25 protein-coding genes are annotated in these 25,571 nt (G+C 69.8%); 13 read left to right on the top strand and 12 right to left on the bottom strand.

Annotated features, from left to right (window positions below; all coding sequences use genetic code 11):
• Positions 1–43: 43 nt before the first annotated feature.
• Positions 44–1,504, top strand: coding sequence for a MocR-like pyridoxine biosynthesis transcription factor PdxR (pdxR, locus tag YU1_RS0116680; protein ID WP_029005040.1), 1,461 nt, complete (start codon positions 44–46; stop codon positions 1,502–1,504).
• Positions 1,505–1,507: 3 nt separating this feature from the next.
• Here pdxR and YU1_RS0116675 read toward each other — a convergent pair whose 3' ends face one another.
• From YU1_RS0116675 to YU1_RS0116660, 4 genes are all read right to left on the bottom strand, one after another.
• Positions 1,508–3,313 carry a sulfatase family protein gene (locus tag YU1_RS0116675; protein WP_029005039.1) on the bottom strand — a complete coding sequence of 602 codons (1,806 nt, stop codon included), beginning with the start codon at positions 3,311–3,313 and terminating at the stop codon, positions 1,508–1,510.
• A gap of 107 nt (positions 3,314–3,420) precedes the next feature.
• Complete coding sequence (locus tag YU1_RS0116670; protein ID WP_029005038.1) at positions 3,421–3,861, bottom strand: GNAT family acetyltransferase; 441 nt, start codon at positions 3,859–3,861, stop codon at positions 3,421–3,423.
• Complete coding sequence (locus YU1_RS0116665) at positions 3,858–4,892, bottom strand: L-threonylcarbamoyladenylate synthase (RefSeq protein WP_029005037.1); 1,035 nt, start codon at positions 4,890–4,892, stop codon at positions 3,858–3,860. Before YU1_RS0116665 ends, YU1_RS0116670 begins: the two co-directional genes overlap by 4 nt.
• Before the next feature lie 118 nt (positions 4,893–5,010).
• The gene (locus YU1_RS0116660) at positions 5,011–5,787 is read right to left on the bottom strand and encodes an MBL fold metallo-hydrolase (protein ID WP_051356958.1); all 777 of its coding nucleotides are present in this window, start codon (positions 5,785–5,787) and stop codon (positions 5,011–5,013) included.
• Between the two features lie 319 nt (positions 5,788–6,106).
• On the opposite strand from YU1_RS0116660, the gene YU1_RS32770 reads away from it, so the two are divergent.
• The 3 genes from YU1_RS32770 to YU1_RS0116645 all read left to right on the top strand — a co-directional run bounded on the left by YU1_RS32770 (position 6,107) and on the right by YU1_RS0116645 (position 10,165).
• Complete coding sequence (locus tag YU1_RS32770; RefSeq protein WP_084539927.1) at positions 6,107–6,247, top strand: DUF3096 domain-containing protein; 141 nt, start codon at positions 6,107–6,109, stop codon at positions 6,245–6,247.
• Between the two features lie 123 nt (positions 6,248–6,370).
• Entirely contained in the window at positions 6,371–9,049 is a 2,679-nt protein-coding gene (gene ppdK, locus YU1_RS0116650; RefSeq protein ID WP_029005035.1) for a pyruvate, phosphate dikinase, read from the top strand.
• Between the two features lie 186 nt (positions 9,050–9,235).
• A complete protein-coding gene (locus YU1_RS0116645; protein ID WP_029005034.1) occupies positions 9,236–10,165 on the top strand; it encodes a histone deacetylase family protein in 930 nt (309 codons plus the stop codon).
• Between the two features lie 31 nt (positions 10,166–10,196).
• On the opposite strand, the gene YU1_RS0116640 is transcribed toward YU1_RS0116645, so the two are convergent.
• A complete protein-coding gene (locus YU1_RS0116640) occupies positions 10,197–10,895 on the bottom strand; it encodes a TIGR00266 family protein (RefSeq protein WP_029005033.1) in 699 nt (232 codons plus the stop codon).
• A 134-nt stretch (positions 10,896–11,029) separates the two neighbouring features.
• Here YU1_RS0116640 and YU1_RS0116635 point away from each other — a divergent pair, with 134 nt between their 5' ends.
• Positions 11,030–11,485 (top strand): GNAT family N-acetyltransferase, encoded by a 456-nt coding sequence (locus tag YU1_RS0116635; RefSeq protein ID WP_029005032.1) that lies wholly within the window; start codon positions 11,030–11,032, stop codon positions 11,483–11,485.
• 32 nt (positions 11,486–11,517) lie between these two features.
• Positions 11,518–12,624 carry a hypothetical protein gene (locus YU1_RS34475; protein ID WP_051356957.1) on the top strand — a complete coding sequence of 369 codons (1,107 nt, stop codon included), beginning with the start codon at positions 11,518–11,520 and terminating at the stop codon, positions 12,622–12,624.
• A 41-nt stretch (positions 12,625–12,665) separates the two neighbouring features.
• On the opposite strand, the gene YU1_RS0116625 is transcribed toward YU1_RS34475, so the two are convergent.
• The 3 genes from YU1_RS0116625 to YU1_RS29895 form a co-directional block, all read right to left on the bottom strand.
• Positions 12,666–14,846, bottom strand: coding sequence for a xanthine dehydrogenase family protein molybdopterin-binding subunit (locus YU1_RS0116625; RefSeq protein WP_029005030.1), 2,181 nt, complete (start codon positions 14,844–14,846; stop codon positions 12,666–12,668).
• Positions 14,847–14,849: 3 nt separating this feature from the next.
• Complete coding sequence (locus tag YU1_RS0116620; RefSeq protein ID WP_029005029.1) at positions 14,850–15,311, bottom strand: (2Fe-2S)-binding protein; 462 nt, start codon at positions 15,309–15,311, stop codon at positions 14,850–14,852.
• A gap of 124 nt (positions 15,312–15,435) precedes the next feature.
• The gene (locus YU1_RS29895; RefSeq protein ID WP_198018961.1) at positions 15,436–15,846 is read right to left on the bottom strand and encodes a winged helix-turn-helix transcriptional regulator; all 411 of its coding nucleotides are present in this window, start codon (positions 15,844–15,846) and stop codon (positions 15,436–15,438) included.
• A gap of 119 nt (positions 15,847–15,965) precedes the next feature.
• Between YU1_RS29895 and YU1_RS0116610 the strand changes: the two genes are divergently transcribed.
• Both YU1_RS0116610 and YU1_RS29890 read left to right on the top strand, forming a co-directional pair.
• Positions 15,966–16,577 (top strand): NAD(P)-dependent oxidoreductase, encoded by a 612-nt coding sequence (locus tag YU1_RS0116610; protein ID WP_029005028.1) that lies wholly within the window; start codon positions 15,966–15,968, stop codon positions 16,575–16,577.
• A gap of 21 nt (positions 16,578–16,598) precedes the next feature.
• Entirely contained in the window at positions 16,599–17,222 is a 624-nt protein-coding gene (locus YU1_RS29890; protein WP_035715634.1) for a DsbA family protein, read from the top strand.
• A 211-nt stretch (positions 17,223–17,433) separates the two neighbouring features.
• On the opposite strand, the gene groL is transcribed toward YU1_RS29890, so the two are convergent.
• Both groL and groES read right to left on the bottom strand, forming a co-directional pair.
• Entirely contained in the window at positions 17,434–19,068 is a 1,635-nt protein-coding gene (groL, locus tag YU1_RS0116600) for a chaperonin GroEL (protein ID WP_029005027.1), read from the bottom strand.
• A gap of 44 nt (positions 19,069–19,112) precedes the next feature.
• Positions 19,113–19,400 carry a co-chaperone GroES gene (gene groES, locus YU1_RS0116595; RefSeq protein WP_029005026.1) on the bottom strand — a complete coding sequence of 96 codons (288 nt, stop codon included), beginning with the start codon at positions 19,398–19,400 and terminating at the stop codon, positions 19,113–19,115.
• 346 nt (positions 19,401–19,746) lie between these two features.
• On the opposite strand from groES, the gene YU1_RS0116590 reads away from it, so the two are divergent.
• Positions 19,747–20,268, top strand: coding sequence for a hypothetical protein (locus tag YU1_RS0116590; RefSeq protein ID WP_245263359.1), 522 nt, complete (start codon positions 19,747–19,749; stop codon positions 20,266–20,268).
• A gap of 209 nt (positions 20,269–20,477) precedes the next feature.
• A complete protein-coding gene (gene cytX, locus YU1_RS0116585) occupies positions 20,478–21,770 on the top strand; it encodes a putative hydroxymethylpyrimidine transporter CytX (RefSeq protein WP_029005024.1) in 1,293 nt (430 codons plus the stop codon).
• A gap of 33 nt (positions 21,771–21,803) precedes the next feature.
• On the opposite strand, the gene YU1_RS0116580 is transcribed toward cytX, so the two are convergent.
• A complete protein-coding gene (locus YU1_RS0116580; protein ID WP_029005023.1) occupies positions 21,804–22,262 on the bottom strand; it encodes a VOC family protein in 459 nt (152 codons plus the stop codon).
• 8 nt (positions 22,263–22,270) lie between these two features.
• On the bottom strand, positions 22,271–23,608 hold the full coding sequence (locus YU1_RS29885; protein WP_084539926.1) for a PA0069 family radical SAM protein: 1,338 nt from the start codon (positions 23,606–23,608) through the stop codon (positions 22,271–22,273).
• Positions 23,609–23,780: 172 nt separating this feature from the next.
• Between YU1_RS29885 and YU1_RS0116570 the strand changes: the two genes are divergently transcribed.
• The 3 genes from YU1_RS0116570 to YU1_RS0116560 are packed head-to-tail and all read left to right on the top strand — an operon-like array spanning position 23,781 to position 25,566.
• Positions 23,781–23,933, top strand: coding sequence for an aa3-type cytochrome c oxidase subunit IV (locus YU1_RS0116570; protein ID WP_029005022.1), 153 nt, complete (start codon positions 23,781–23,783; stop codon positions 23,931–23,933).
• A gap of 29 nt (positions 23,934–23,962) precedes the next feature.
• Positions 23,963–25,114, top strand: coding sequence for a Re/Si-specific NAD(P)(+) transhydrogenase subunit alpha (locus tag YU1_RS0116565; protein WP_029005021.1), 1,152 nt, complete (start codon positions 23,963–23,965; stop codon positions 25,112–25,114).
• Positions 25,111–25,566: a proton-translocating transhydrogenase family protein gene (locus YU1_RS0116560; RefSeq protein WP_029005020.1), complete on the top strand. Its 456-nt coding sequence runs from the start codon at positions 25,111–25,113 to the stop codon at positions 25,564–25,566. Before YU1_RS0116565 ends, YU1_RS0116560 begins: the two co-directional genes overlap by 4 nt.
• The last annotated feature ends 5 nt before the right edge of the window (positions 25,567–25,571 follow it).

Here is a 25,571-nt window from a genome sequence, read left to right as displayed (position 1 = left end):
ACGACAGAGCTAAGGCTGGGATTGGACTCATGAAAGATCCAATATGGCCCGCATCGAGCAGACCAATGTGCCGGACTGGTCGGCGCTCATCCCCGTGCTGCCGCAAAGCGGGCCGCGCCGGGTGGCGCTCTATGCGGAACTGCGCCGTCTGATCGAGACCGGCGCCCTGCCGCCCGGCGCCAAGCTGCCGACGACGCGCGACCTCGCCGCCAGGCTCGGCCTGTCGCGCGGCGCGGCGGTGGCGGCGTTCGAGATGCTGCTGGCCGATGGGTTCGCGCAGGCGCGGGTGGGGGCGGGCACCTATGTCGCCGCGCAGGTGCCGCAGATCGCCCCGGCCGCGCCGCCGCCGCAAGCGCCTCAGGCATCAGAGAGTATGCCGCAGGCACCAGACGGTGGGCCACAGGCGCGGGAGGTGGCGCAGCCCTTGCCGGGCACCATCGGCGTGGCGGCGCCCGACGCGCGGACCTTCCAAGTGTTCCGGGCGCTGCTCACGCGGCACCTGGCGCAGCCCGCGCCCGCCCATTTCGCCTATGGCGATCCGCGCGGCAGCCTGGCCCTGCGCGAGGAGGTGGCGGCCTATCTGCGCACGGCGCGCGGCGTGCGCTGCCATGCGGCGCAGGTGACGCTCACCTCCGGCTCGCAGCAGGCGCTGGACCTCGTCATCCGCGCCGCCCTCGCCCCCGGCGACAAGGTCTGGATCGAGGACCCCTGCTATCCCATGGCCCGCGCGGCCTTTGCCGGTGCCGGCATGCGCCTCGTCGGCGTGCCGGTGGACGCGGAGGGGCTCGACCCCGCCGTCGGCGCGGCGCGCGCGCCCGAGGCCCAGGCGGTCTATGTGACGCCCTCGCACCAGTTCCCGCTGGGGGTGACGCTGCCCATGTCCCGCCGCCTCGCTTTGATCGACTGGGCGCGCCGCGCCGGGGCCTGGATCATCGAGGATGATTACGACAGCGAGTTCCGCTTCGCCGGTCCGCCGCTCACCGCGCTCCAGGGCGTCGATGCGGCCGGCCGCGTCATCTATGTGGGCACCTTCTCCAAGGCGCTCTTTCCCGGCATCAGGGTCGGCTATGTGGTGGTACCCGAGCCGCTGCTCGACGCGGTGATCGCGGTGCGCAACCGCTCCGACCGCTTCCCCGCCACCCTGGCGGAAAGCGCGCTGGCGGCCTTCCTGCGCGAGGGACATTTCTCGGCCCACCTGCGCCGCGCCCGCCGCCGGGCGCGCATCGCCCGCGACGCGCTGCTGGAGGGCCTGGACGGCGCGGGCCTCGCCGTCACCGCGCCGGACCAGGGCCTGCATCTGCTGGCCGGCCTGCCGGCGGGCAGCGACGACGTGGTGATCGTGGCGGCCGCCCGCACGGCGGGCTTCGGCCCGCGCGCGCTGTCGCCGCTCTATGTGGATGCCCCGCCGCGCGCGGGCCTCGTCATAGGCTTCTCCGGCTTTCCGCCGGAAGACCTGCGCGCCGCCGCCCGGCGCTGGGCGGCCGGGCGGGGGCTGCGCGGATGAGCGCTACCTTTGGTCCGGGCCGGGGAACACCCACTGGCCGTTCTTCAGCGGCAGGAAGCTGCCGTCGTCCACGCCCACTTCCTCGGCGATGCGGGCGTTCAGCTTGGCGTTCATGGCGAGGATCAGGTCGCGGTGCTTGGTGCCGTCCGCCGCGAGGTTGCGCGCCTCGGTGGGGTCAGCCTCCAGGTCGTAGAGTTCGAGGTCGTTGGCGGCGACCAGAGCCTCCCACGTGTCCGGCGTGTTGAAGGCGAGCGGGGCGAAATAGCGCGAGAAGCGGTAGCGCCCGTCGAAGAGGGAGCGGATGGCGCAGCGGCCGTGGAAGTCCGGCTCGTACTGCTTCATCCAGGCCATCTTCTGCGCCCCGCTCATGGCGTCGTCGTGGATCACCTGCTCGGCCCGGACGATCCATTTGGCGTCCTGGAACAGCAGCATGTTGTAGTTGAACAGCGCCCCCGGCCGCAGTGCGTCCACGCCGGCGGTGGCGGGCGCCTTCATCAGAGTGGAGAAGTCGCGCCCCGGCAGGCCGTCGCTCGCCGCCTTGCGGGCGTCGGGGGCGGCGCCGGTCAGCGCGATCAGCGTGGGGGTGAGATCGATCTGCGAGGTCACCGCCCGGCACTGGCTGCCGCCCGGATAGGCCGGGTGGACCACCATGAGCGGCAGGTGGTTCTGCTCGCGATAGGTGGAATTGCCCTTGCCGCGCATCTGGTGCGCACCGCCCAGCTCGCCGTGATCGGCGGTGAAGACGATGATGGTGTCGCGGTCCATCCCGGTCTGGCGCAAGGCGTCGAGCAGGGCGACCACCTGCCGGTCGCAGTCGCGGATGCAGTTGAAATAATAGTCCCGCAGCACCCGCCAGCGCCGGTCCTCGTCGGGCCACTGGCCCACCAGCGTGTCCTGCACCGACTGGTAGATCCGCTGCGCCGCCGGCCGGCCCGGCGCGTCGAAGGGCTGGCTGCGGGTGGCGGGCAGAGGCGCGTCATCCCAGGTGGCCTTGTAGATGACGTCGTCCGGCGGGCGGGCGATGCCCATGGCGGAAGACTTGCCCTGTACGGTTTCGCCGGGCAGGTCCGAATTGATGTACATGACGTCGTGCGGATTGACGAAGTTCACCGCCAGATACCAGGGCTGGCCCTTGGCCTTCAGCTCCAGCCCGGTGGTGCGCAGCCAGCGGGCGGAGAAGGCGGTGGTGGCCTCGTCGTAATTATAGCCGCCGAGCGTGGTGTCGGTGACGTCGCCGAAGCCGAAGAAATCCTGGAAGCCGTAGGTCTCCATAGTCTTGCGGTATTCGGCCATGGGCGCCTCCACCGCCTGCTTCACCTTGTCGAGATTGTAGCTGAGGTGCCACTTGCCCTGATAAGCGGCGTGGTAGCCGAGACCGGCGAGGCGGTGGCCGATGGTCTTGATGTCGGTGGCCAGGTCCGCCTGCCAGGGCGAATTGGCATTGTCGAAGATGCGGGTGTGCTGGATGTGCTGCCCGGTATAGAGCGTCGAGCGCGCCGGCGAGCACACGCAGGACGCCGCCTGGTGGTTGGTGAAGCTGATGCCGTTGGCCTTGATCCATTCGCGGCCGGGCACCGGGAACGGCCAGCGCTCGAAGAAATGCTCCTGGTCCACCAGGATGAACAGGATGTTGTAGCCGGCGGGCGGACTGTCCGGGGCCACCGGCGAGGGGGCGGCCGGGCGCGGCGGCGGCTCCGCCGCCTGGGCGCCCTGGCCGCCGGGCAGCAGTTGCGCCCCGATCAGCGCGGCGCCGCTGCCCATCATCCGGCGCCGGCTCGGGTCCGCCGGGCCGTCCTGCCTGTCGTTCATCGATCCCTCCCGCCCGGCGCCGTGACCTTGGCGGTGCGCCGCGGGCGCGATCTTGGCATGGCGGGGGTCGGGAGCAACAGCCGTCCGGCGGGACGGCGGCCGAGATTTCAGGCCTGTTCGTCGAGCCGCTTGGAGAACACCACGCGGGGCTCGTCGAGATAGCCGATGGCCTCGTAGAAGCCGCGCACCTTCTCGTTCTCCGGGCGCACCAGCAGCATGACCTTCGGCACGCCGCGCGCCTTCAGCCAATCCTCTGCGGCGGCCACGAGGACGCGGCCGAGGCCCTTGCCCTGGCGGGCCGGATCGACGGCGAGATAGTACATCCAGCCGCGATGCCCGTCGTGGCCGACCATCACGGACGCGGCCAGCGCGTCGCCGTCGCGCGCCACCAGGATGGTCGAATGCGGCCCCCGCTTGGCCAGCATGATGTCCGCATGCGGGTCGTTCCAGGGGCGGGTGAGGCCGCACGCCACCCAGAGGCGGATCAGCGCCTCGGTCTCCTCCTGCGCCACATGGCCGATGGGCAGCGCAGATCCGGTGTCGGTCATGATTGGATGTCCTTGGGGCGGGGGGCGGCGGCGCGGCCGAGCCGGTCGGCGATGGCTTCGCCGAGGCCCTCGCGGGGAAGGGGGACGACGGCGATGCCGGCGGCGCCGCGCGCGTCGATGGCGCGCAGGGCGCCGTAGAGATTGGCCGCCGCCTCGGTGAGATCGCCGGCGGGCGACAGGTCGATGACCAGCGCCGCCGCGTCCGCGCCCGGCGGGCGGGCACCGTCGAAGGTGAGCAGGGCTTCGCCCGGCCGCACCTCCTCGGCGTCGAGCCGCACCGCGGCCCTGGGGGCATAATGGGAGGCGAGGCGGCCGGGTGCCGTGGGCTTCGCCGCGTCGCCGCCGGTGGCGTCCGGCAGCGGGCGGCCGAGAACCTGCTCGATGGCGGCGCGGGTCAGCCCGCCCGGCCGCAGCAGGCGCGGCTCCGGCCCGGAGCAGTCGACGATGGTGGATTCCACCCCGACCATGGTCGGCCCGGCATCCAGCACCGCGTCGATGCGGCCGGACAGATCGGCCAGCACATGGGCGGCCAGCGTGGGCGAGACATGGCCCGAACGGTTGGCGCTCGGCCCCACGACGGGACGCCCCGCCGCCGCCAGGAAAGCCAGTGCTGCGGGATGGTCCGGCACCCGCAGGGCGGTGGTGGCGAGCCCGGCGCGGGCAAGATCGCAGATGGCGTCCGTGTCCCGGCAGGGCACGATGAGGGTCAGGGGGCCGGGCCAGAAGGCGGCGGCGAGCCGGGTGGCGTCGTCGTTCAGCACGCCGAGGCGGGCGGCGGCGGCCAGGTCCGGCACGTGGGAGATCAGCGGGTTGAAGGCCGGGCGACCCTTGGCGGCATAGACGTCCGCCACCGCGCGCGGGTTGCCGGCATCCGCGCCGAGGCCGTAGACCGTCTCGGTGGGGAAGGCCACCAGCCGGCCCTCGGCGATGAGGCGCGCGGCGGCCACCGCCGCCGCCTTGATGCGGGCCGGGCTGGTCGCGGGCAGCACCTGGGTGGCGCGGTCGGCGGCGGGGGAAGCGGGAGGGGTCATGACCATTCGGCGCCAAGCATGCCGGCATCGCCGGGCGCCGGGCGAACGGACCGCCGGGGCGCGCACGGCTTAAAGGCGCTCCCGGGCCTGCGGTCAAGGCGTCAGATGGTCGTGCGGCTCAGCGGCCGGGCAGCACCAGCAGGGTGGGCTTGCGCGGCAGGCTCTCGCGCGAGAGCAGCACGCTGGGGCTCTCCGCCCGCGTCACCTCATACTCCTTGCCGAGGCGGGCGAGGAAACGGTCGAGCCCCCACTGGCTGAAATAGTGCATGGGGATGACCAGCGGCGCGTTGATCGCCTTCAGCGTCTCCACCATGCCCTCGATGTCGAGCGTGTAGGAACCGTCCACCGGCGCCAGCACCACGTCGATGCGGCCGAGCGCCTCCAGGTGGTCCTGGGTCAACAGGTGGTGCAGGTGGCCGAGATGGGCGATGCACAGGCCCGCCACCTCGAACACGAAGATGGAATTGCCGTCGTAGCGCGTGCCCGCGCCCTGGCGGATGTTGGTGGGCACGTTGTGGATCCACACGTCGTCCACCGTGAGGTCGTGATGCACCGGGCTGCCGTCCTCGCTCCAGCCGCGCAGGATGTGGGCGATGCCGGGGGGCGGGTTGCTGGTGTAGTGGGTGTCGTGCGCCCGGTTCATGGTGACGATCTCCGGCACGATGTCGGGCCGGACATAGTCGTTATAGTCCGTGGCGATGGTCACGCCGTGCGGGCTCTCGATCAGGAAGGTGGCGTGGCCGATGAAGGTCAGCCGCACCTGGCCGCCTTCCGCCGCCGCCAGCCGGACGGAGGCGGGGATGATGCGGGGGCGTCCGTCCGCCACCATGCGCGGGCATTTCTCGGGTTCCGCCGCGGCGGGCGACGGGCTGAGCAGGACCGCTCCCAACGTCATCAGTGCCAAAAACGCCGATGCGAGAAGTTTGCGCAGGCTGAAAGATTCGGCAGCGACCGCCGGCGCCGGCCTGAAATGTCCACTTGCGATCCGCGCTGTCATGGCCGCTTCCCCGAGACATCACGGCCACATGGCCCTGGGGAAATCACCGCATATGTGCTGCTGCGCAGCAATGGACCTGAGACCAATGGAGGATCACAGCGGCGTGAGGTTCATGTGGCATTGCACGCGTTAGCTGGCTAGAAGGGCGGAACCAGACCCGCCCTTTGCCTCTTTCTAGCGTGAGCGCAGCCGCTGCGACCCTGATAGGAGAGCCGTCATGACCTTCGATCTCGTGATCATCCAGCCGATCGTGGCTCTGGTAGCGGGGATCCTCATCCTGCTGTTTCCCCGGCTGCTCAACGTCCTGGTGGCGATCTATCTGATCGTGGTGGGCATCCTTGGCCTGGTCCCGCACTGAGTACAAATCCGGGCACACCCTCAGGGTGTGCCGTTCCGTGCAGTTGAAGCTTGCCGTTCCGCGAGCTAAAGCAACCGCGCCGTCCGGCACAGACGCGCGCGCTACCCTAAGGGGAACTCCGAGATGACGAAATGGGTCTACTCCTTCGGCGACGGTAAGGCTGAGGGGAAATCCGAGATGCGGAACCTGCTCGGCGGCAAGGGTGCGAACCTCGCCGAAATGGCCAATCTCGGCCTTCCCGTTCCTCCCGGCTTCACCATCACCACGGAAGTCTGCACCTATTATTACGCACACGGCGAGACCTATCCGGCCGAGTTGAAGGGCGGCGTCGAGACCGCGCTGTCGCAGGTCGGCGCGCTTACCGGGCGCACCTTCGGTGACCCGGCCAACCCGCTGCTGGTCTCGGTGCGCTCCGGCGCCCGCGCCTCCATGCCGGGCATGATGGACACGGTTCTGAACCTCGGCCTCAATGACGAGACGGTGGAAGCGGTGGCCAAGGACGCCAACGACCGCCGCTTCGCCTATGACAGCTACCGCCGCTTCATCACCATGTATTCCGACGTGGTGCTCGGCGTGGACCACCACCATTTCGAGGAGATCCTCGAAGCCTACAAGGCCCAGCACGGCCACACGCTCGACACCGACCTTTCCGCCGACGACTGGGCGACGCTGGTCGTCGCCTACAAGGAGAAGGTGCTGAAGGAGCTGGGCAAGCCCTTTCCGCAGGACCCGCAGGACCAGCTCTGGGGCGCCATCGGCGCCGTGTTCGGCTCCTGGATGAACCAGCGCGCCATCACCTACCGCCGGCTGCATGCCATCCCCGAGAGCTGGGGCACGGCCGTGAACGTGCAGGCCATGGTGTTCGGCAACATGGGCGAGACCTCGGCCACCGGCGTCGCCTTCACCCGCAACCCCTCCACCGGCGAGCGCGCGCTCTATGGCGAGTTCCTGGTGAACGCCCAGGGCGAGGACGTGGTGGCGGGCATCCGCACCCCGCAGGATCTGACCGAGAAGGCCCGCAAGGCCGCCGGTTCCGAGAAGCCCTCCATGGAGAGCGCGCTGCCGGAGGCCTTCAAGGAGTTCGAGCGCATCTCCCACGTGCTCGAGACCCATTACCGGGACATGCAGGACCTGGAGTTCACGGTCGAGAAGGGCAAGCTCTGGATGCTCCAGACCCGGTCCGGCAAGCGCACCGCCAAGGCGTCGCTCAGGATCGCGGTGGAGCTGGCCAACGAGGGCCTGATCACCCAGGAAGAAGCGGTCGCCCGCGTCGATCCCGCCTCCCTCGACCAACTGCTGCACCCGGCCATCGACCCCAAGGCCGACCGCAAGGTGGTGGCCACCGGCCTGCCGGCCTCGCCCGGCGCGGCGGCGGGCGCCATCGTGTTCTCGGCCGACGAAGCCGAGACGCTGAAGGGCCAGGGCACCAAGGTCATCCTGGTGCGCGTGGAGACGAGCCCCGAGGACATCCACGGCATGCACGCAGCCGAGGGCATCCTGACCTCGCGCGGCGGCATGACCTCGCACGCCGCCGTGGTGGCGCGCGGCATGGGCAAGCCCTGCGTCTCCGGCGCCGGCGCCCTGCGCATCGACTATGGGGCGCAGACGCTCACCGTGAACGGCCAGCTGTTCAAGAAGGGCGACATCATCACCATCGACGGCTCCACCGGCCAGGTGCTGGCCGGCCAAGTGGCGATGCAGCAGCCCGAGCTGTCCGGCGAGTTCGCCACCCTGATGGGCTGGGCGGACAAGGTGCGCCGGCTGAAGATCCGCGCCAATGCGGAAACTCCGGCCGACGCCCGCATGGCCCGCTCGTTCGGCGCGGAAGGCATCGGCCTGTCGCGCACCGAGCATATGTTCTTCGACGCCGGCCGCATCCTGGCGGTGCGCGAGATGATCCTCTCCGACGACGAGGCCGGCCGCCGCGCGGCGCTGGCCAAGCTGCTGCCCATGCAGCGGGACGACTTCGTCGAGCTGTTCGAGATCATGAAGGGCCTGCCCGTCACGATCCGCCTGCTGGACCCGCCGCTGCACGAATTCCTGCCGCACACCGACGCCGAGGTGGCGGACGTGGCCAAGAGCCTGGGCGTGGACGTGGAGCGCATCGAGCGCCGCCAGAAGGAGCTGCATGAGGTCAACCCCATGCTCGGCTTCCGCGGCTGCCGCATCGCCATCGCCTTCCCGGAGATCGCCGAGATGCAGGCCCGCGCCATCTTCGAGGCGGCGGTCATCGCCGCCAAGAAGACCGGCGAGGCCGTGGTGCCGGAAGTGATGGTGCCACTCATCGCCACCAAGGCGGAGTTCGACATCGTCAACGCCGTCATCCAGAAGGCCGCCAAGGCGGTGGAGCAGGAAACCGGCGCCACGCTCACCTTCCAGGTGGGCACCATGATCGAGCTGCCCCGCGCCGCGCTGCGCGCCAAGGAGATCGCCGAGACGGCGGAATTCTTCTCCTTCGGCACCAACGACCTCACCCAGACCTGCTACGGCGTCTCGCGCGACGACGCGGGCACCTTCCTCGGCCCCTACGTGCAGAAGGGCATCATCGAGGTGGACCCGTTCGTCTCCATCGACGTGGAGGGCGTGGGAGAGCTGGTGAAGATCGGCGTCGAGCGCGGCCGCCAGTCGCGGCCGAACATCAAGCTCGGCATCTGCGGCGAGCATGGCGGCGATCCGGCCTCGGTCGCCTTCTGCGACGAGGTCGGCCTCGACTACGTGTCCTGCTCGCCCTTCCGCGTGCCGATCGCGCGCCTTGCCGCCGCGCAGGCGGCGCTCGGCCGCAAGGCCGCCAGCCAGGCCTGATCCGGGCCTTCATCTTGGAGTTCGGAAAGGCGGGGCATGCCCCGCCTTTTCTGTTTGGAACGTCGCCCGGTTGCATGGACGCGCGGCGCAACGTCGCCGCTGCGGTGCAGTCGAGAATCGTTCCGCACTGCGTGGAATATGGTATGTCACGGGAAAGAACCCTCCATGAGAGAGGCCCTGACGCCAATGTCCACCCTGCTCATCACCCATCCTGCCGGTCTCCTGCATGCCACCCCCGCCGGACATCCGGAACGGGCGGACCGGCTGCGGGCGCTCGACCGGATCTTCGAGCAGGAGCGGTTCGCGAACCTGCTGCGGGACCAAGCGCCGCTGGGCGAGCGCGAGGACATCATCCGCGTCCATCCGGGTGATTTCGTCGATGCCCTGGCCGAGGCCACGCCCGAGGACGGCGTGGTGCGGATCGATTCCGACACGGTGCTGTCGCCCGGCTCCTGGCAGGCGGTGCTGCGCGCCGTGGGCGGCGCCTGCTTCGCCGTGGACGAGGTGGTGGAGAAGCGCGTGACCAACGCCTTCGTCGCCATGCGCCCGCCCGGCCACCATTGCGAGACGCGGCGGCCCATGGGCTTCTGCCTGCTCAACCAGGCGGCCATCGCGGCCCGCCACGCCCAGGCCAAATACGGCATCGGCCGGGTGGCGATCATCGATTTCGACGTCCACCATGGCAACGGCACCCAGGAGATCTTCTGGGCCGACGACAGCGTGCTCTACGCCTCCACCCACGAGATGCCGCTCTATCCCGGCAGCGGCGCGGTCGGCGAGACCGGCGCGCTCGGCACCATCGTCAACGCTCCGCTGCGCTCGGGCGACGGCGGCGCCGAGTTCAAGGAAGCCTTCGAAAGCCGCATCCTGCCGCGCCTGGAAACCTACCGGCCCGAGCTGGTCATCATCTCGGCGGGCTTCGACGCCCACAAGAACGACCCCCTGGCTTCGCTGCGCCTGGTGGACACGGACTTCGGCTGGGTGACCAAGCGCCTGATGGAAGTGGCCGACAAATATGCCGAGGGCCGCGTGGTCTCGGTGCTGGAGGGCGGCTACGACCTGGAGGGGCTCGCCACCTCTGCCGCCGCCCATGTCACGGCGCTGATGCACGGCTGAGGGTGTCCCTCGGCCGCGCCGTCGCGGACGTTCAGCGGCGCTCTGCCTGGGGCAGATAGGGCTCCAGCGCGTGGGCGAGCTTGGACGGGGTGAGCGTCTGGAGCCAGACCTTGCCGGGACCGGTCAGCTCCGCCAGGAACAGGCCGTCGCCGCCGAACAGGATGTTCTTCACGCCGCGTATCATGGTGATGTTGAAGCCGACGCTTTCCTCGAACATGCCCACATGGCCGGGATGGACCAGCAATTGCTGGCCCGGCGCCAGGTCGTAGCTGACGATCTCCCCGCCCAGCTCGATGAAGGCCGTGCCGCTGCCGGCGACGCGCTGGAGCACGAAGCCGTTGCCGCCGAACACGCCGGAGCCGAGGCTCTGCTGGAAGCCGACGGAAATCTCGATCCCCGACGAGCCGGCGAGGAAGCCGTGGCGATGGGCCATGAAGCCGCGCTGAGGGGCGACGGGCACCTCGATGATGTTCCCAGGCACGGTTGCGGCCAGCGCCACGAGGCCATCGCCGCCCTGGGCGGTGAACTCGGTCATGAACAGCCCGCCGCCGGAGATCGCCCGCCCGATGGCGCCGAAGATGCCGCCTCCGCCGCCCGCGCCGGTGGTGGTCTGGAGGGCGATGTTGTTGGTCATCCACGACAGGCGGTCGGTCTCCGCCAGCAGGGTCTCGCCGGCGGCGAGGGTGACCTGGAGCACGGGAAGCGTGGTGCCGGTGATCTGATGGCGCATGGGCGGCGTCTCGCGGGGATGAACGGGCGCGCAGAGTGGGGGGAAGACCGGGGAGCGGCAAGTGGGGTGGCAAATGGGGTGGGGCAAGTGGGGGTGCCTGTTCGGGGCGCTGCGCGCTGCTATAGTCGCGGCCCATGAGCCCTGATCTGCGCCTTGCCCGCCCGGACGACCGGCCCGCCGTCGAGGCGCTGGTCCATGCCGCCTATTCGCCCTACGTGCACCGCAACGGCCTGATGCCCGGCCCCATGCGCGACGACTATGGCGCGCTGATCGGCGATAGCCGGGTGCATGTGGTCGAGCGCGACGGCGCCCTCCTGGGCCTCGTGGTGCTGCTGCCGCAGCAGGACGCCATGCTGCTCGACAATGTGGCGGTGGACCCGGCGCTGCACGGCTCCGGCATCGGCCGGATCCTGCTGCAATTCGCCGAGCAGGCGGCGCGGGATGCGGGCTATGGGGCCATCCGCCTGTACACGCAGGAGATCATGACCGAGAACGTCGCGCTCTATACCCGCATCGGCTATCGCGAGACGCATCGGGTTGAGGAGAAGGGGCTGCGCCGGATCTATATGCTCAAGACGCTCGCGGACTGAACCCGTCGTCCGCCAGACTGCAGAGGCAGAGCATGGCCATCCTTGCCCGTTTCGACCGTGCCGCGCGTATCCTGCGCCTTGGCCTCGCCGCCGCGCTGTCGGCCGCGCCGGTCTGCGCCCTGGCGGCCGGGCCAGATTATTCCGGCGCCGCGGGGGCGGTGTTCCTGCCCTTCCTTAATGCGCCGCTCGCCGGCCAACCGGCGACGCGCACGCCGAAGCTTGCCATCGCCTTTCCCGGCGGGCAGGCGCATCGCGGCACCCTGGACACCGGCTCCACCGGCGTCGTGGTGTCCGCCACCTCGATCCCCAATTTCGACCAGTTGCCCCGGCTCGGGCCGGGCCAGCTGACCTATTCCAGCTCCGGGCGGATCGAGAAGGGCGTATGGGTGGTGACGCCCCTGACCCTGTCCGGCGGCAACGGCGCGAGCGTCACCACGCGGCCCATGCCGGTGCTGGCGGTGAACGAGATCGCCTGCACGGCGAGCGCCCGCAATTGCCGCCCGCGCCGCAACCCCAAGGGCATCGCCATGTTCGGCATCGGCTTTGCCCGCCAGCACGACCACCAGGCGCAGGGCACGCCGGACCACAATCCTCTCCTCAACGTGGAGGGCATGGGCACGCCGGAGCAGCTGGGCCGGATGCGGCGCGGCTATGTGGTGAGCCGGCGCGGCGTGCTGGTGGGGCTGGACGCGGCTTCGACCGCCGGCTTCTCTTTCGTGAAGCTGGACAAGAGCCCGGTCTATCCCGACTGGTCGGCGGCTCCGGTGTGCATCTCGGTCGCCGGCACGGCGCCGCCGGCCTGCGGGACGATGCTGATGGATACGGGCGTCACCACCATGTATCTGCGCGTGCCGCCTGAGCAGCTTGCCGGGCATACCGCGCCGAACGCCAAGGGCCTGCCGGTGCTCAATCCCGGCACCTCCGTCGCGCTGACCATGACCGGGGCGCAGGGCATCGGCTACAGCTTCAACGTGGGTGACCGGGCGAACCCGCTGGCGCCGCTGGACGTGGTGCTGGTCCACGCCGACGCCAACCCCGGCCCGTTCGTGAATACGTCGGTCCGCTTCCTGAACGGCTTCGACTATCTCTATGATGCCGACGCCGGCTACGTGGGCTTCCGCGCGCTCAACGCGAGATAGGCGGGGGCGTACCCCCGCCTTGATGCGTCTGCCGTCTTGCGTCAGGAGCCGATGGTCTGCCGGTTGAACGGCAGGTTGAGGATCGGCTTGCCGGTGGCGGCGAACAGGGCGTTCGCCACCGCCGGGGCGATGGGCGGCACGCCCGGCTCGCCGATGCCGGTGGGCGGCTGGGTGGAGGGCATGATGTGCACCTCCACCTTGGGCATCTGCGACATGCGCAGCGGCTCGTAGGTGTCGAAATTGGCCTGGTCCACCACGCCGTCGGTGAGGGTGATGGCGTCCTGCATGGCATGGCCGAGGCCGAAACCGACGCCGCCTTCCACCTGCGCCCGCACCACGTCGGGATTGACCACGAAGCCGCAGTCCACCGCCGCCACCACGCGGTCCACGCGGTAGCCCTTGTCCAGCAGGGTGATCTCCGCCACCTCCGCCACATAGGTGTTGAAGCTCTTGTGCGCGGCGACGCCCCGGAAGCGGCCGGGTTCCAGGCTGGTGCCCCAGCGGGCCTTCTCCGCCACCAGGGCGAGGACGGCCTTGAGGCGCGGGTCCTTGATGATGTCCATGCGGAAGGCGACCGGGTCCTTGCCCGCCGCCTTGGCGAGCTGGTCGATCATCGTCTCCACCGCATAGGCGGTGTGGGTGTGGCCCACCGAGCGCCACCACAGCACCGGAACGCCGGTCTTCGGGCTAGTCAGTTCCACGTGCCGGTTGGGAACCTCGTAGCCCATCTCGGTCGCACCCTCGACGGAGGTGGCGTCGATATTGTTCACCACCATCATCTTCTCGAAGAAGGTGCCGGAGAGGATGGACTGGCCGACCACATGGTGCTGCCAGGCGACGGGCTTACCGGCGGCATCCACCGCCGCCTTCACCCGGTGCAGGTACATGGGGCGGTAGTAGCCCGCCTTCATGTCATCCTCGCGGGTCCACACCAGCTTCACCGGCACGCCCTTGCCGTGGGCCTTGGCGATGCTCACCGCCTCCACCACGAAGTCGGCGGTGGCCACCGCGCGGCGGCCGAAGCTGCCGCCGGCCCAGAGCGAGTTGATGGTCACCTTGTCGGGGCTGGTGCCGGCAGCCGCCGCCGCCCCCGGCGCATCCGCCGAGGGGAATTGCGAGGCGGTCCACACCGTCACGCGGTCGCCGGTGATTTGCGCCACTGCGTTCATCGGCTCCATGGGGGCATGGGCGAGATAGGGGAATTCGAAATCCGCCTCCACCACCTTCACACCGGGGTGGGCGAAGGCGGCATCCACATTGCCCTCGCTCTCGGCCACATTTCCCTTCTGGCCCAGCAGCGCACGATATTCCGCGCGCAGGGCATCGGTGCCGCGCTTTTCCGCGCCGGCCTCGTTCCATTCCACCTTCAGGGCATCGCGGCCCTTCATGGCGGCGTGGGTGGTCCTGGCGAGCACGGCGACGCCCTGGGGCACCACCACCACCGCCTCGACGCCCTTCACCGCGCGGGCGGCGGCGTCATCCACCTTGCCCGCCTTGGCGCCGAAACGCGGCGGATGGGCCACCACCGCCACCAGCATGCCGGGCAGCTTGACGTCCTGGGTATAGGTGGCCGTGCCGCTGGTCTTGGCGACATTGTCCACCCGGTGCGTGCCGTCCTTTCCGACCAGGGCGTAATTGGCGGCCTGCTTCAGCGGCGGGTCCTGCGGCACCTTCTCCTTGGCGGCGGCTTCCGCCAGTTCGCCGAAGGTGACGCTCTTGGGGCCGGCGATCAGCGTGCCGGAGGTGATGGTGATGGCATCCGCAGGCACGTTCAGCGCCTTGGCGCCGGCCTCCAGCAGCATGGCCCGGGCGGTGGCACCGGCGCGGCGGTAGACGTCGAAGCTGGCGGCCATGGCGGTGGAGCCGCCGGTGCCCTGGGCGCCGCCGAAGATCTTGTTGCCGTAGAGCTGGGGATTGAGGGGCGCGAACTCGGTGCGGATCTTCGCCCAGTCGGCGTCCATCTCCTCCGCCACCAGGGTGGCAAGGCCGGTGGCCGTGCCCTGGCCGAGATCGAGATGCTTGATGATGACCGTCACCGTGCCGTCGGGGCCGATGCGGACGAAGGGATTGAAGGCGGCGGGCTCGGGCGTCGCGGCCAGCGCGGCCGAGCCGAGCGGGGCGAGGTCGGCGCCGATGACGAGGCCGATGCCGATGCCGCCCATGGCGCGCAGCAGCGAGCGGCGGGACAGGGCCGCGTCGGAGGCTTTGAAAATGGCGTTCATGGCTCAGGCCTCCAGTCGGCGGGCGGCATCGTGGATGGCGGCGCGGACGCGCTGGTAGGTGGCACAGCGGCAGACATTGCCGTCCATGGCGGCATCGATGTCGCTGTCGGACGGCTTCTTGTTGTCGGTGAGCAGGGCGACGGCGGACATGATCTGCCCGGACTGACAGTAGCCGCACTGCACCACGTCGAGCGCGCGCCACGCGGCCTGCACCGCCTGCGCCTCCCGGCTGTTGATGCCCTCGATGGTGGTGATCTTGCCGGCGCCCACGTCGCCGACCGCAGTTTGGCAGGAGCGCACGGCGGTGCCGTCCACATGCACGGTGCAGGCGCCGCAGAGCGCCTGGCCGCAGCCGAACTTGGTTCCAGTGAGGTCCAGTTCGTCGCGCAGCACCCACAGCAGGGGTGTGTCGGGATCGGCCTCCACCGCGCGCGGCTGGCCGTTGATGGAAAGAGTGATGGGCATGGAAGGGGCTCCCTGGCCCGCCGGCGGCCGGCAGGCGAAAAACCCCTTTCAGCTAATCATTCCTTTGAACCGTTACAGAGTGGAATCCGAAACGCTGTGTTCACGAAGCCAAGCTTATGCGGGTTCAGGCGAGGAACGCGCGGGCCCCGTCGGCGGCGACGCGCGGCGGGGTGGCGGCGCGGCCGTCGAATTGCGCGCGGGCGGCCTCAACCGCTTCCATGTGCGTCTCCGCCCAGTGGGTGAGCGGGCTGAGCGTCGCGGCCAGCGACCGGCCGAGCGGCGTGAGCGCATACTCCACGGTCACGGGCACGGTGGGAAAGGCCGAGCGGGTGACGAAGCCGTCCCGCTCAAGCGATTTCAGCGTCTGCGACAGCACCTTCTGCGACAGGCCCTGCACCTCGCGCCGCAAGGCGTTGAAGCGCCAGGGGCGCTCGCTGAGCAGGCCGAGGATGAGCACGGTCCATTTGTCGGCGATGCGGTCGAGGATCTGCCGGGTGGGGCAGTTCGCGGCATAGGTGTTGGGCTGCTGGTCCATGGGCCTTGCTTTCCATCCCGCCGGTTTCCAGGCGGTGACCTGATGAGTTCCAGGTGCGTTCTTTACAGCAGGTACTATAAAGAGCATCTGGTTTCTATCAGAAACTAGCAGGTGCCAAAATGAAGATCGCCGTCATCGGAGCCTCGGGCAACGCCGGGGCCTGCATCACCGCCGAACTGTCCCGCCGCGGCCACCAGGTCACCGCCGTCGCGCGCGACCCCGCGAAGATCGCCACGCTCCCCGGCGTGACCGCCAAGGCGGGCGACGCGGCCGACCCGGCCGCGCTCGCCGCGCTGATCTCCGGCCATGACGCCGTGGTCAGCGCCATCCATTTCACCGCCAGCGATCCCGATCTCCTGATCTCGGCGGTGAAGACGGCGGCCGTGCCGCGCTATCTGGTGGTGGGCGGCGCCGGCAGCCTGGAGGTCGCGCCCGGCCTCAAGGTGTTCGATACGCCGGACTTCCCGGCGGCCTATCTGGCGGAAGCCAAGGCCGGCGGCGTGTTCCTCGACAAGCTGAAGGCCGAGCCCACGCTGAACTGGACCTTCCTCTCGCCTTCGGCCCTGTTCTTCCACGGCCCCCGCACCGGCACCTTCCGGCTCGGCACCGATCAGCTTCTGGTGGCGGCGGGCGGCAGCAGCTCGATTTCGTTCGAGGACTATGCCATCGCGCTGGTGGACGAGATCGAAACCCCGCGCCATGTCCGGGCGCGCTTCACCGTCGGCTATTGAGCCGCGCAGCGAGGACCCGGCATGACCATCCGCCTCCATTACATCTACGATCCCCTGTGCGGATGGTGCTATGCGGCGGCCCCGCTGGTGGCCGCCGCGGCGGCGGCGCCGGACGTCGAGCTGGTGCCGCACGCGGGCGGCCTGTTTCCCGGCCCGCAGTCCCTGCCGCCCGGGATGCACCAGCATATCAAGGCCGCCGACGCGCGCATCGCGGTCATGACGGGGCAGGTGTTCGGCCCGGCCTATCTGGAGGGGCTGCTGCCCGACCCCGGCCTTGTGCTGAACTCCCTCCCGCCCATCGCCGCCATCCTCGCCGCCGAGGCGCTGGAGGCGGGCGGGGGGCTGCGCATGCTCGCCGCCATCCAGCGGGCGCATTATGTGGACGGGCGGCGGGTGGCCGAGGACGGCGTGCTGCGGGATCTGGCGCGGGAGATGGGGCTCGATACCGAGGCCTTCGGCGCGGCGATGGCAGCCCAGCCGGTGGCGGCGCATCTGGGCGACACCCGGCGGCGGATGGCGCAGTCCGGCATCGGCGGCTTTCCCGGCTTCGTGCGGGAGCAGGACGGGACCATGTCGGTGTTGCCCCACGCCGCATTCTATGGGCAGCCGGCCGCCTTCCTCGATCACCTGCGGGCGGCGGCCTGACGGCGGCCGCTTTCGCGCTCATTCAGCCAATAAAAAAGCGCGGCCTGGGCCGCGCTTTTCCTTTGCTATCCGTACCGCCACTGAAGCCGGCGCCGCCGGCTTCAGCTTTGAGGACGCGTTGGGCGACTGGATGTCCTCGGAAATCCATGCCGCCACTGAAGCCGGCGCCGCCGGTTTCAGCCTCAAGGACGTGTTGGGCGAATGGATTTCCTCAGAAATCCATGCCGCCCATGCCGCCGCCCGGCATCGGGGGCATCGGGGCGTCCTTCTTCGGCAGCTCGGCGATGAGCGCCTCGGTGGTCACCAGCAGGCCGGCCACGGAAGAGGCGTCCTGCAGGGCGGTGCGCACGACCTTCGCCGGATCCACGACGCCGGCGGCGACGAGGTCCACATACTGCTCGGTCTGGGCGTTGAAGCCGAAGTTGCCTTCGCTCTCCAGCACCTTGCCCACCACGATGGAGCCTTCCACGCCGGAGTTCTCGGCGATCTGGCGGATCGGGGCCTCAAGCGCGCGCAGCACGATCTTGATGCCGGCGGCGATGTCGGCATTGTCGGAGGAGAGGCCTTCGACCGCCTTCTTGGCGCGCAGCAGGGCCACGCCGCCGCCGGGGACGATGCCTTCTTCCACCGCGGCGCGGGTGGCGTTCAGGGCGTCGTCGACGCGATCCTTCTTCTCCTTGACTTCCACTTCCGTGGAGCCGCCGACGCGGATCACCGCGACGCCGCCGGCCAGCTTGGCCAGGCGCTCCTGGAGCTTCTCACGGTCGTAGTCCGAGGAGGTCTCCTCGATCTGCGCCTTGATCTGCGCCACGCGGGCTTCGATGTCGGCCTTCTCGCCGACGCCGTCCACGATGGTGGTCTTTTCCTTCTCGAGGATGACCTTCTTGGCGCGGCCGAGCTGGGCCAGCGTCACGTTCTCGAGCTTGATGCCGAGGTCTTCCGAGATCACCTGGCCGCCGGTGAGGATCGCGATGTCCTCCAGCATGGCCTTGCGGCGATCGCCGAAGCCGGGGGCCTTCACCGCCGCGACCTTCAGGCCGCCGCGCAGCTTGTTGACCACCAGGGTGGCGAGGGCCTCGCCTTCCACGTCCTCGGCCACGATCACCAGCGGCTTGCCGGACTGCACCACGGCCTCAAGGACCGGAAGGATCGGCTGGAGGCCGGAGAGCTTCTTCTCGAAGATCAGCAGGAAGGGATCTTCCAGGTCGGCGATCATCTTCTCCGCATTGGTGATGAAGTACGGGGAGAGATAGCCGCGGTCGAACTGCATGCCTTCGACCACTTCGAGCTCGGTCTCGGCGGTCTTGGCTTCCTCGACGGTGATGACGCCCTCGTTGCCGACCTTCTGCATGGCGGCGGCGATCATCTCGCCGATGGACGAATCGCCGTTGGCGGAGATGGTGCCGACCTGCGCCACTTCGGCGGAGGAGGAGACCTTCTTGGCGCGGCCCTGGATGTCGGCGATGGCGGAGGCCACGGCGAGGTCGATGCCGCGCTTCAGGTCCATCGGGTTCATGCCGGCGGCAACCGCCTTGGAGCCTTCCTTGACGATGGCCTGGGCCAGCACCGTGGCGGTGGTGGTGCCGTCGCCGGCGAGGTCATTGGTCTTGGAGGCGACTTCGCGCAGCAGCTGCGCGCCGAGGTTCTCGAACTTGTCCTCGAGCTCGATCTCCTTGGCGACGGTGACGCCGTCCTTGGTGATGCGCGGGGCGCCGAACGACTTCTCGATCACCACGTTGCGGCCCTTGGGACCGAGGGTGACCTTCACGGCGTTGGCGAGGATGTCGACGCCGCGCAGCAGCTTCTCGCGGGCGTCAGCGGAAAATTTTACGTCTTTGGCAGCCATGTGGCCTCTCCTGACTAGAAGAAATCTGCGGTCTTAAGGCGGGCTCAGCCGATCACGCCCAGGATGTCGCTCTCCTTCATGATGAGGAGATCCTGGCCGTCGACCTTCACTTCCGTGCCGGACCACTTGCCGAACAGCACGCGGTCGCCGGCCTTCACGTCGAGGGCCACGATCTTGCCGCTCTCGTCGCGGGCGCCGGGACCCACCGCCACGACCTCGCCCTCCTGGGGCTTTTCCTTGACGGTGTCGGGAATGATGATGCCGCCGGCAGTCTTCTGCTCGGCTTCGATGCGCTTCACGACCACGCGGTCATGCAGGGGACGGAAGGACATGGGACCTGATCCTCTCGGGCATTAAGAGCGAGCCGGGCTCGCAGACGCTGGCACTCCCTGAGCGAGAGTGCCAAACTCGCGCCGGAGATAAGATCGCGGCGGAGCGGCGTCAAGGCATGGGGGCCGCGTTTGCCGCCACGGCAGGAACCAAGTGGTAACCAGCAGCGTCTAATGTCCTTCCCCAGCCGCGCCGGGGCGCGGTGGCAGCCGTTCCCCTCACCCGTTCAAGCCAGGATCGACGCCGCGCCCTCCACGTTTTATGGTCCGCACGCTGTGGTCTCCGCCGGAGGCGGCAGGTGTCCGGCCCCGCGGCACGTCAGGGCCTATCCGCCTCGGAGTTATGTGCATGCCTCAGTCGTCCGTCCGTCCGGTTCCCGCGGATCTCTCGCCCAAGCGCTCTCGCGGTCCGATCGGCGCCGTGGCGGTCGCCAGCCTGGCCGGGCTGCTGCTGGCCGCCTGCGCGACGACGGAGCCCACCGCACCGCCGCCGCCCCCGCCGCCGCAGTACACCAGCCCCATTCCGGCCGCGAGCCTCGTCGGCCGCTACGGCCTTGCCGCCTACCACCGGCCCGAGGACGCCGGCCGCACCGAGGCCCAGGCGCGCGGCCAGTGCAGCAATCCCTACATCATCACCGCCGGCCCGAACGGCGGCGTGCTGATGTATCTGGCGGACGACAACAAGCTGACCGAGGTCATCTCCAAGGCGGCCGGAGGCCCGACCTTCATCGGCCCGGCGGAAGACCCGGCCGGCGGCGACCGCGACCGGCAGGTGCTGCGCTGGGACGGCAAGGTGCTGGTGCTGAAGTGGATGGATCCGGAAGTGAACAAGCGCTACGGCACCATGGTCTACGTGCGCTGCGGCTCCTGAGCGCCCGTTCCCTCGCCTGAACCGAGAGTTGCCGCCGGCCCGCTGCGGGCCGGCGCTGTTGCCGGGGCTTGGGCGCCGACGGGCGGCCCGCCGGCGTCGTTCCGGGCGCTTCCTCGGGCGGCGGCACAAAAGCGTTTCCCCTCACGGGCATTTGGCTCTAGAGGCAGCGCGATCCCCCTTGTGCCCACACCCGCCCCGTGGACCCCGACATGAGCTCGACCGACGCCCGTTACGATCCGCTGGTCCCGGTGCCGGCGGACCGCCGCGCCTTTGCCCCGCGCGATGCCTTCGCCCTGTGGTTCAGCCTGGGCATCGGCCTCCTGGTGCTCCAGGCCGGCGCGCTGCTGGTGCCGGCCCTGAGCCTGGGCGCGGCGTTCGCGGCCATCCTGGTCGGATCGCTCGTGGGCGTGCTGCTGCTGGCCAGCGTGGGGGTCATCGGCGCCGACACCGGCCTTGCCTCCATGGCGCTGCTGCGGCCGAGCCTCGGCCTGCGCGGCGCGGGCCTGCCCACCATCCTCAACGTCGTGCAGTTGGTGGGGTGGGGAGCGTTCGAGATCATCGTCATGGGCGAGGCGGCGGACGCGCTGGCGAAAGGCGCCTTCGGCGTCTCCTGGCCCTATGCCTGGACGTTGCTGTTCGGCGCGCTGGCCACCGCCATCGCCATGGCCGGGCCGGTCTCCTTCGTGCGCCGCTTCCTGCGCGCCTGGGGGCTCTATCTCATCCTCGCCGCCGCCCTCTGGCTCACCTGGCGGCTGCTGGCGGACCACGACCTGAAGGCGCTGTTCGCCCGCCCCGGCTCCGGCGACATGAGCTTCGGCGGCGCGGTGGACCTGGTGGCGGCCATGCCGTTGTCCTGGCTGCCGCTGATCTGCGACTACACCCGCTTCGGCCGCTCGTCCGGCGGCATGTTCCGGGGCACCGCGCTCGGCTATCTGCTGGCCAACATCTGGTTCTACGGACTGGGCGCCGCCTATGCGCTCGCCTCCAACGGCGAAGGCACGCTGGTGGTGGCGCTGGCTACGGCGGGCGGCGGGCTGGCGCTGCTGCTGATCCTGCTGGACGAGACCGACAACGCCTTCGCCGACATCCATTCCGCGGCGGTGTCGAGCGGCACGCTGGCGCGGGTGCCGGTGCGCGGGCTCTCGCTCGGCTTCGGCGCGCTCTGCACGCTGATCGCGCTGCTGGTGCCCATGGCGCGCTACGAGAACTTCCTGCTGCTGATCGGCTCGGTGTTCGCGCCGCTGTTCGGCGTGGTGCTGGCGGACCATTTCGTCGTCCGCCGCCGGGCCCTGAAGCTGGAGGAGATCGATCGCGCCGGCGGGGCCTATTGGTTCTCGGGCGGCTGGCGCGTCGGCGGCCTCGCGGCCTGGGCGGTGGGCATCGCCGCCTACCACCTTGTGGTCGCGTATCTGCCCGACCTCGGCGCCACGCTGCCGGCCCTGGTCGTGTCCGGCCTCGTCTTCATCGCTCTGGCGCGGGGAGCGGCGGCGCGGGCCGCCTGATCCGCCCGCGCCCGGCCGGCCAGGCGGCGCGGCTCAGTCCGGCAGGGTGGGGCGGCCCCTGTCGTCCAAGGGCCAGAACGGATTGTGCGCCACCTCCCAGATGTGGCCGTCGAGATCGGCGAAATAGCCGCTGTACCCACCCCAGAAGGCGCGCTGCGGGGCCTTGAGCACCTTGGCGCCCCGGTGCGCGGCGCTGGCGATGACATCTTCCACCGCCGCCTCCCCCGCCACGTTGAAGGCGAGCGCGATGCCGCAGCCGTCCCGTGCGGCGCCGTCCGGTGCAGTCCCGTCCGGGGCCGGCGGCAGCCCCGCGTCGGCGGTGAGTGCCGCGCGGGGAAAGAGCGACAGCACCACGCCTCCGGCATCGAAGAAGGCGACCGCGTCGCTCTGCGCGTCGCGCCGCTTGAGGCCCATGCCCTCATAGAAAGCGGTGGCGCGGGCAAGATCCGCCACGCCCAGCGTGACGAGGTGGAGGCCGAAGGCTGGCGTCATGGTGTCCCTCAGTCGAACAGGCTCAGTTGCTCGCCGGCCTTGGCGGGACGGCGGAAATGGGCGGTGGTGAGCTTCACGTTCCGCCCGTTGAGCCCGAGGCGGCGGGCGGCGATCTCGAAGCGGCGGCCGATGGTCCAGGCATAGGGCCCGTCGCCGCGCCCGCGCTTGCCGAAGGTGGAAACGTAATCCTTGCCGCCGTGCATCTCGCGCACCAGCGCCATGACGTGCCGGGCCTTGTCGGGGAAATGGGTCACCAGCCATTCCTTGAACAAATCGGAGATTTCCAGCGGCAGGCGCAGCGTGACATAGCCGGCCTCGGTCGCGCCCATGTGCTTGGCGGCATCGAGGATGCGCTCCACCTCATTATCGTTCAGCGCCGGGATCAGCGGCGCGGTGAGCACGGCGGTGGGGATGCCGGCGTCGGCGAGGCGCTGGATGGTGGCGAGGCGGCGGTGCGGCGCGGCGGCGCGCGGCTCCATCAGCCGCGCCAGATTGGGATCGAGCGTGGTGATCGAGATGGCCACCTTGGCGAGGCCGCGCGCGGCCATGGGGCCGAGGATGTCGATGTCGCGCGCCACCAGCGCCGACTTGGTGACGATGCCCACCGGATGGCCGAAGTCCGCCAGCACTTCGAGAATGCGCCGCGTCACCTCGTAGCGCCGCTCGATGGGCTGGTAGGGGTCGGTATTGGTGCCCATGGCGATGGTGCGCGGCTGGTAGCGCGGCTGCGCCAGTTCCCGCGCCAGCAGTTCCGGCGCGTCCGGCTTCACGAACAGCTTGGTCTCGAAGTCGAGCCCGGCGGAGAGCCCCTGGTAGGCGTGGGTGGGCCGGGCGAAGCAATAGATGCAGCCGTGCTCGCAGCCGCGATAGGCGTTGATCGAGCGGTCGAAGCCGATGTCGGGCGACTGGTTGCGGGTGATGATGGTGCGGGCGCGTTCCTCCGTCACCTCGGTGCGGAAGGGCGGCAAATCGTCCAGGCTCTGCCAGCCGTCGTCGAACAGGATGCGCGCGGCGGGCTCGTAGCGGCCGGCGGCGTTGGAGGTGGCGCCGCGGCCCCGGCGGGTGTCCGCATCCACCTGGGTGCCGGCTTCACCGGCCTGCCGGTCCTGCGCCGCGGCGCGCGGGGCGGGCAGCGGCGTCTCCCGCTCGGCCTTCAGCCGGCCGAGGATCCGTTCGCCCTTGGTCTTCCGTGGGGACTCATTGATCTTGCGCGCGTTTTCAACCGCCTCCGCGCCCCGCGCGCGCGCCGCCTCAAGGCGGCGATGGGCCTCAGTCCAGCGGTCGTCCGGGAGCGTGGGAAGGTCCTGGGGCAGGGCGGGCAGGTCTGTGTGGCGGTGCAGATCCATGCCGCAGAAGATAGGGAAGGGTGGAGAACAAATCAAGAACAAGAAAATACGGCGAGGCTGGGATTTCGCCTTGATCGCGCCTGATTCTGGTATATTGTCCACCACCACGAAGTTGCCATAGAAGCCCTTCTCAGCTAAAGGGCCAAGGCTACCATCCGCCAGGGGGAAACCGATGTCCGAGCACGGTGCGATTGAATACGCCACCGCTGACGGCAACGATTATGCCGAGCATCAGCGCACCTACGAGCTTTTCACTGGGCTGACGAAATGGGGCACCGTGGCTCTGGCCGTGCTCATGGTTGGCATGTGGATCTTCCTCCTCTGAGCGTGGCTCGGAACTCGTAGAGGTTTCAGATGAAAATCGCTGTCCCCGCCGAGGTGGATCTCGGCGAGCCGAGGGTCGCTGCGACCCCCGATACGGTCAAGCGCCTGGTCGGCCTTGGCGCGGAAGTGGCCGTGGAGGCCGGTGCCGGCGTGAAGTCGGGCATCGTGGATGCGGACTACCAGGCCGCCGGCGCCACCATCGCCGCGAGCGCGGCCGATGCCGCCAGCGGCGCCGACGTGGTGCTGAAGGTGCGCCGCCCGACGTCCGCGGAGATCGCCACCTACAAGCGCGGCGCGCTCGTCATCGGCGTCATGGACCCCTATGGCAATGACGACGCCCTGCGCCAGCTGGCCGAGGCCGGCCTTGCCGCCTTCTCCATGGAGCTGATGCCCCGCATCACCCGTGCGCAGGTGATGGACGTGCTGTCCTCGCAGGCCAACCTCGCCGGCTATCGCGCGGTGATCGACGCCGCGGCGGAGTTCGGCCGTGCGCTGCCGATGATGATGACCGCCGCCGGCACCGTCCCGGCCGCGCGCACCTTCGTCATGGGTGCCGGCGTCGCCGGCCTCCAGGCCATCGCCACCGCCCGCCGCCTCGGCGCCGTGGTGACGGCGACCGACGTGCGCCCTGCCTCCAAGGAACAGGTCGAATCCCTCGGCGCCAAGTTCGTGGCGGTGGAGGACGACGAGTTCAAGCAGGCCGAGACCTCGGGCGGCTATGCCAAGCCCATGTCGGCCGAATACCAGGCCAAGCAGGCCGCGCTCGTCGCCGAGCACATCAAGAAGCAGGACATCGTCATCACCACGGCGCTGATCCCCGGCCGGCCCGCGCCGCGCCTGATCACCGCCGCCATGGTGGCTTCCATGAAGCCGGGTTCCGTGCTCGTCGACCTCGCGGTTGAGCGCGGCGGCAACGTGGAAGGCGCGGTCGCCGGCCAGGTCGTCGACGTGAACGGCGTGAAGATCGTCGGCTATCTCAACGTGGCCGGCCGCATCGCCGCATCCGCCTCGCAACTCTATGCCAAGAACCTGTTCGCTTTCCTCGAGACCCTCGTGGACAAGCAGGCGAAGGCGCTGGCGGTGAAGTGGGACGACGAACTGGTCAAGGCCACGCTTCTCACCCGCGACGGCGCCGTGGTGCATCCCAATTTCGCCCCCAAGGTTGAGGGAGCCGCCCAATGAACCCGATCACCGCACAAGTCGCGGCGGATGCCGCCGCCCAGGCGCAGGCCGCCGCCGAGGTGGCGCGCCAGGCTGCGACCGCCGCCCAGCTCTATGCCGACCAGGCCGCCACCGCGCTCGGCGCGGCCGCCCATGCGGCCACCGGCGGGGCCATCGACCCCTTCGTGTTCCGCCTCTCCATCTTCGTGCTGGCGGTGTTCGTCGGCTATTACGTGGTGTGGTCGGTGACCCCGGCGCTGCACACCCCGCTCATGTCGGTCACCAATGCCATCTCGTCGGTGATCGTGGTCGGCGCGCTGCTCGCGGTCGGCGTGTCCACGGTGGGCGATCCCGGACACACCTGGTGGGCGCGCGGCTTCGGCTTCATCGCGCTGATCTTCGCCTCGGTGAACATCTTCGGCGGGTTCCTCGTGACCAGCCGGATGCTCGCCATGTACCAGAAGAAGAAGTGAGGGCG

The organism is Azorhizobium doebereinerae UFLA1-100 (assembly GCF_000473085.1).
Classification (GTDB): domain Bacteria; phylum Pseudomonadota; class Alphaproteobacteria; order Rhizobiales; family Xanthobacteraceae; genus Azorhizobium; species Azorhizobium doebereinerae.
The sequence above is the reverse complement of the archived record's forward strand: the minus strand, read 5'-3'. Positions and strand labels throughout refer to the sequence as shown.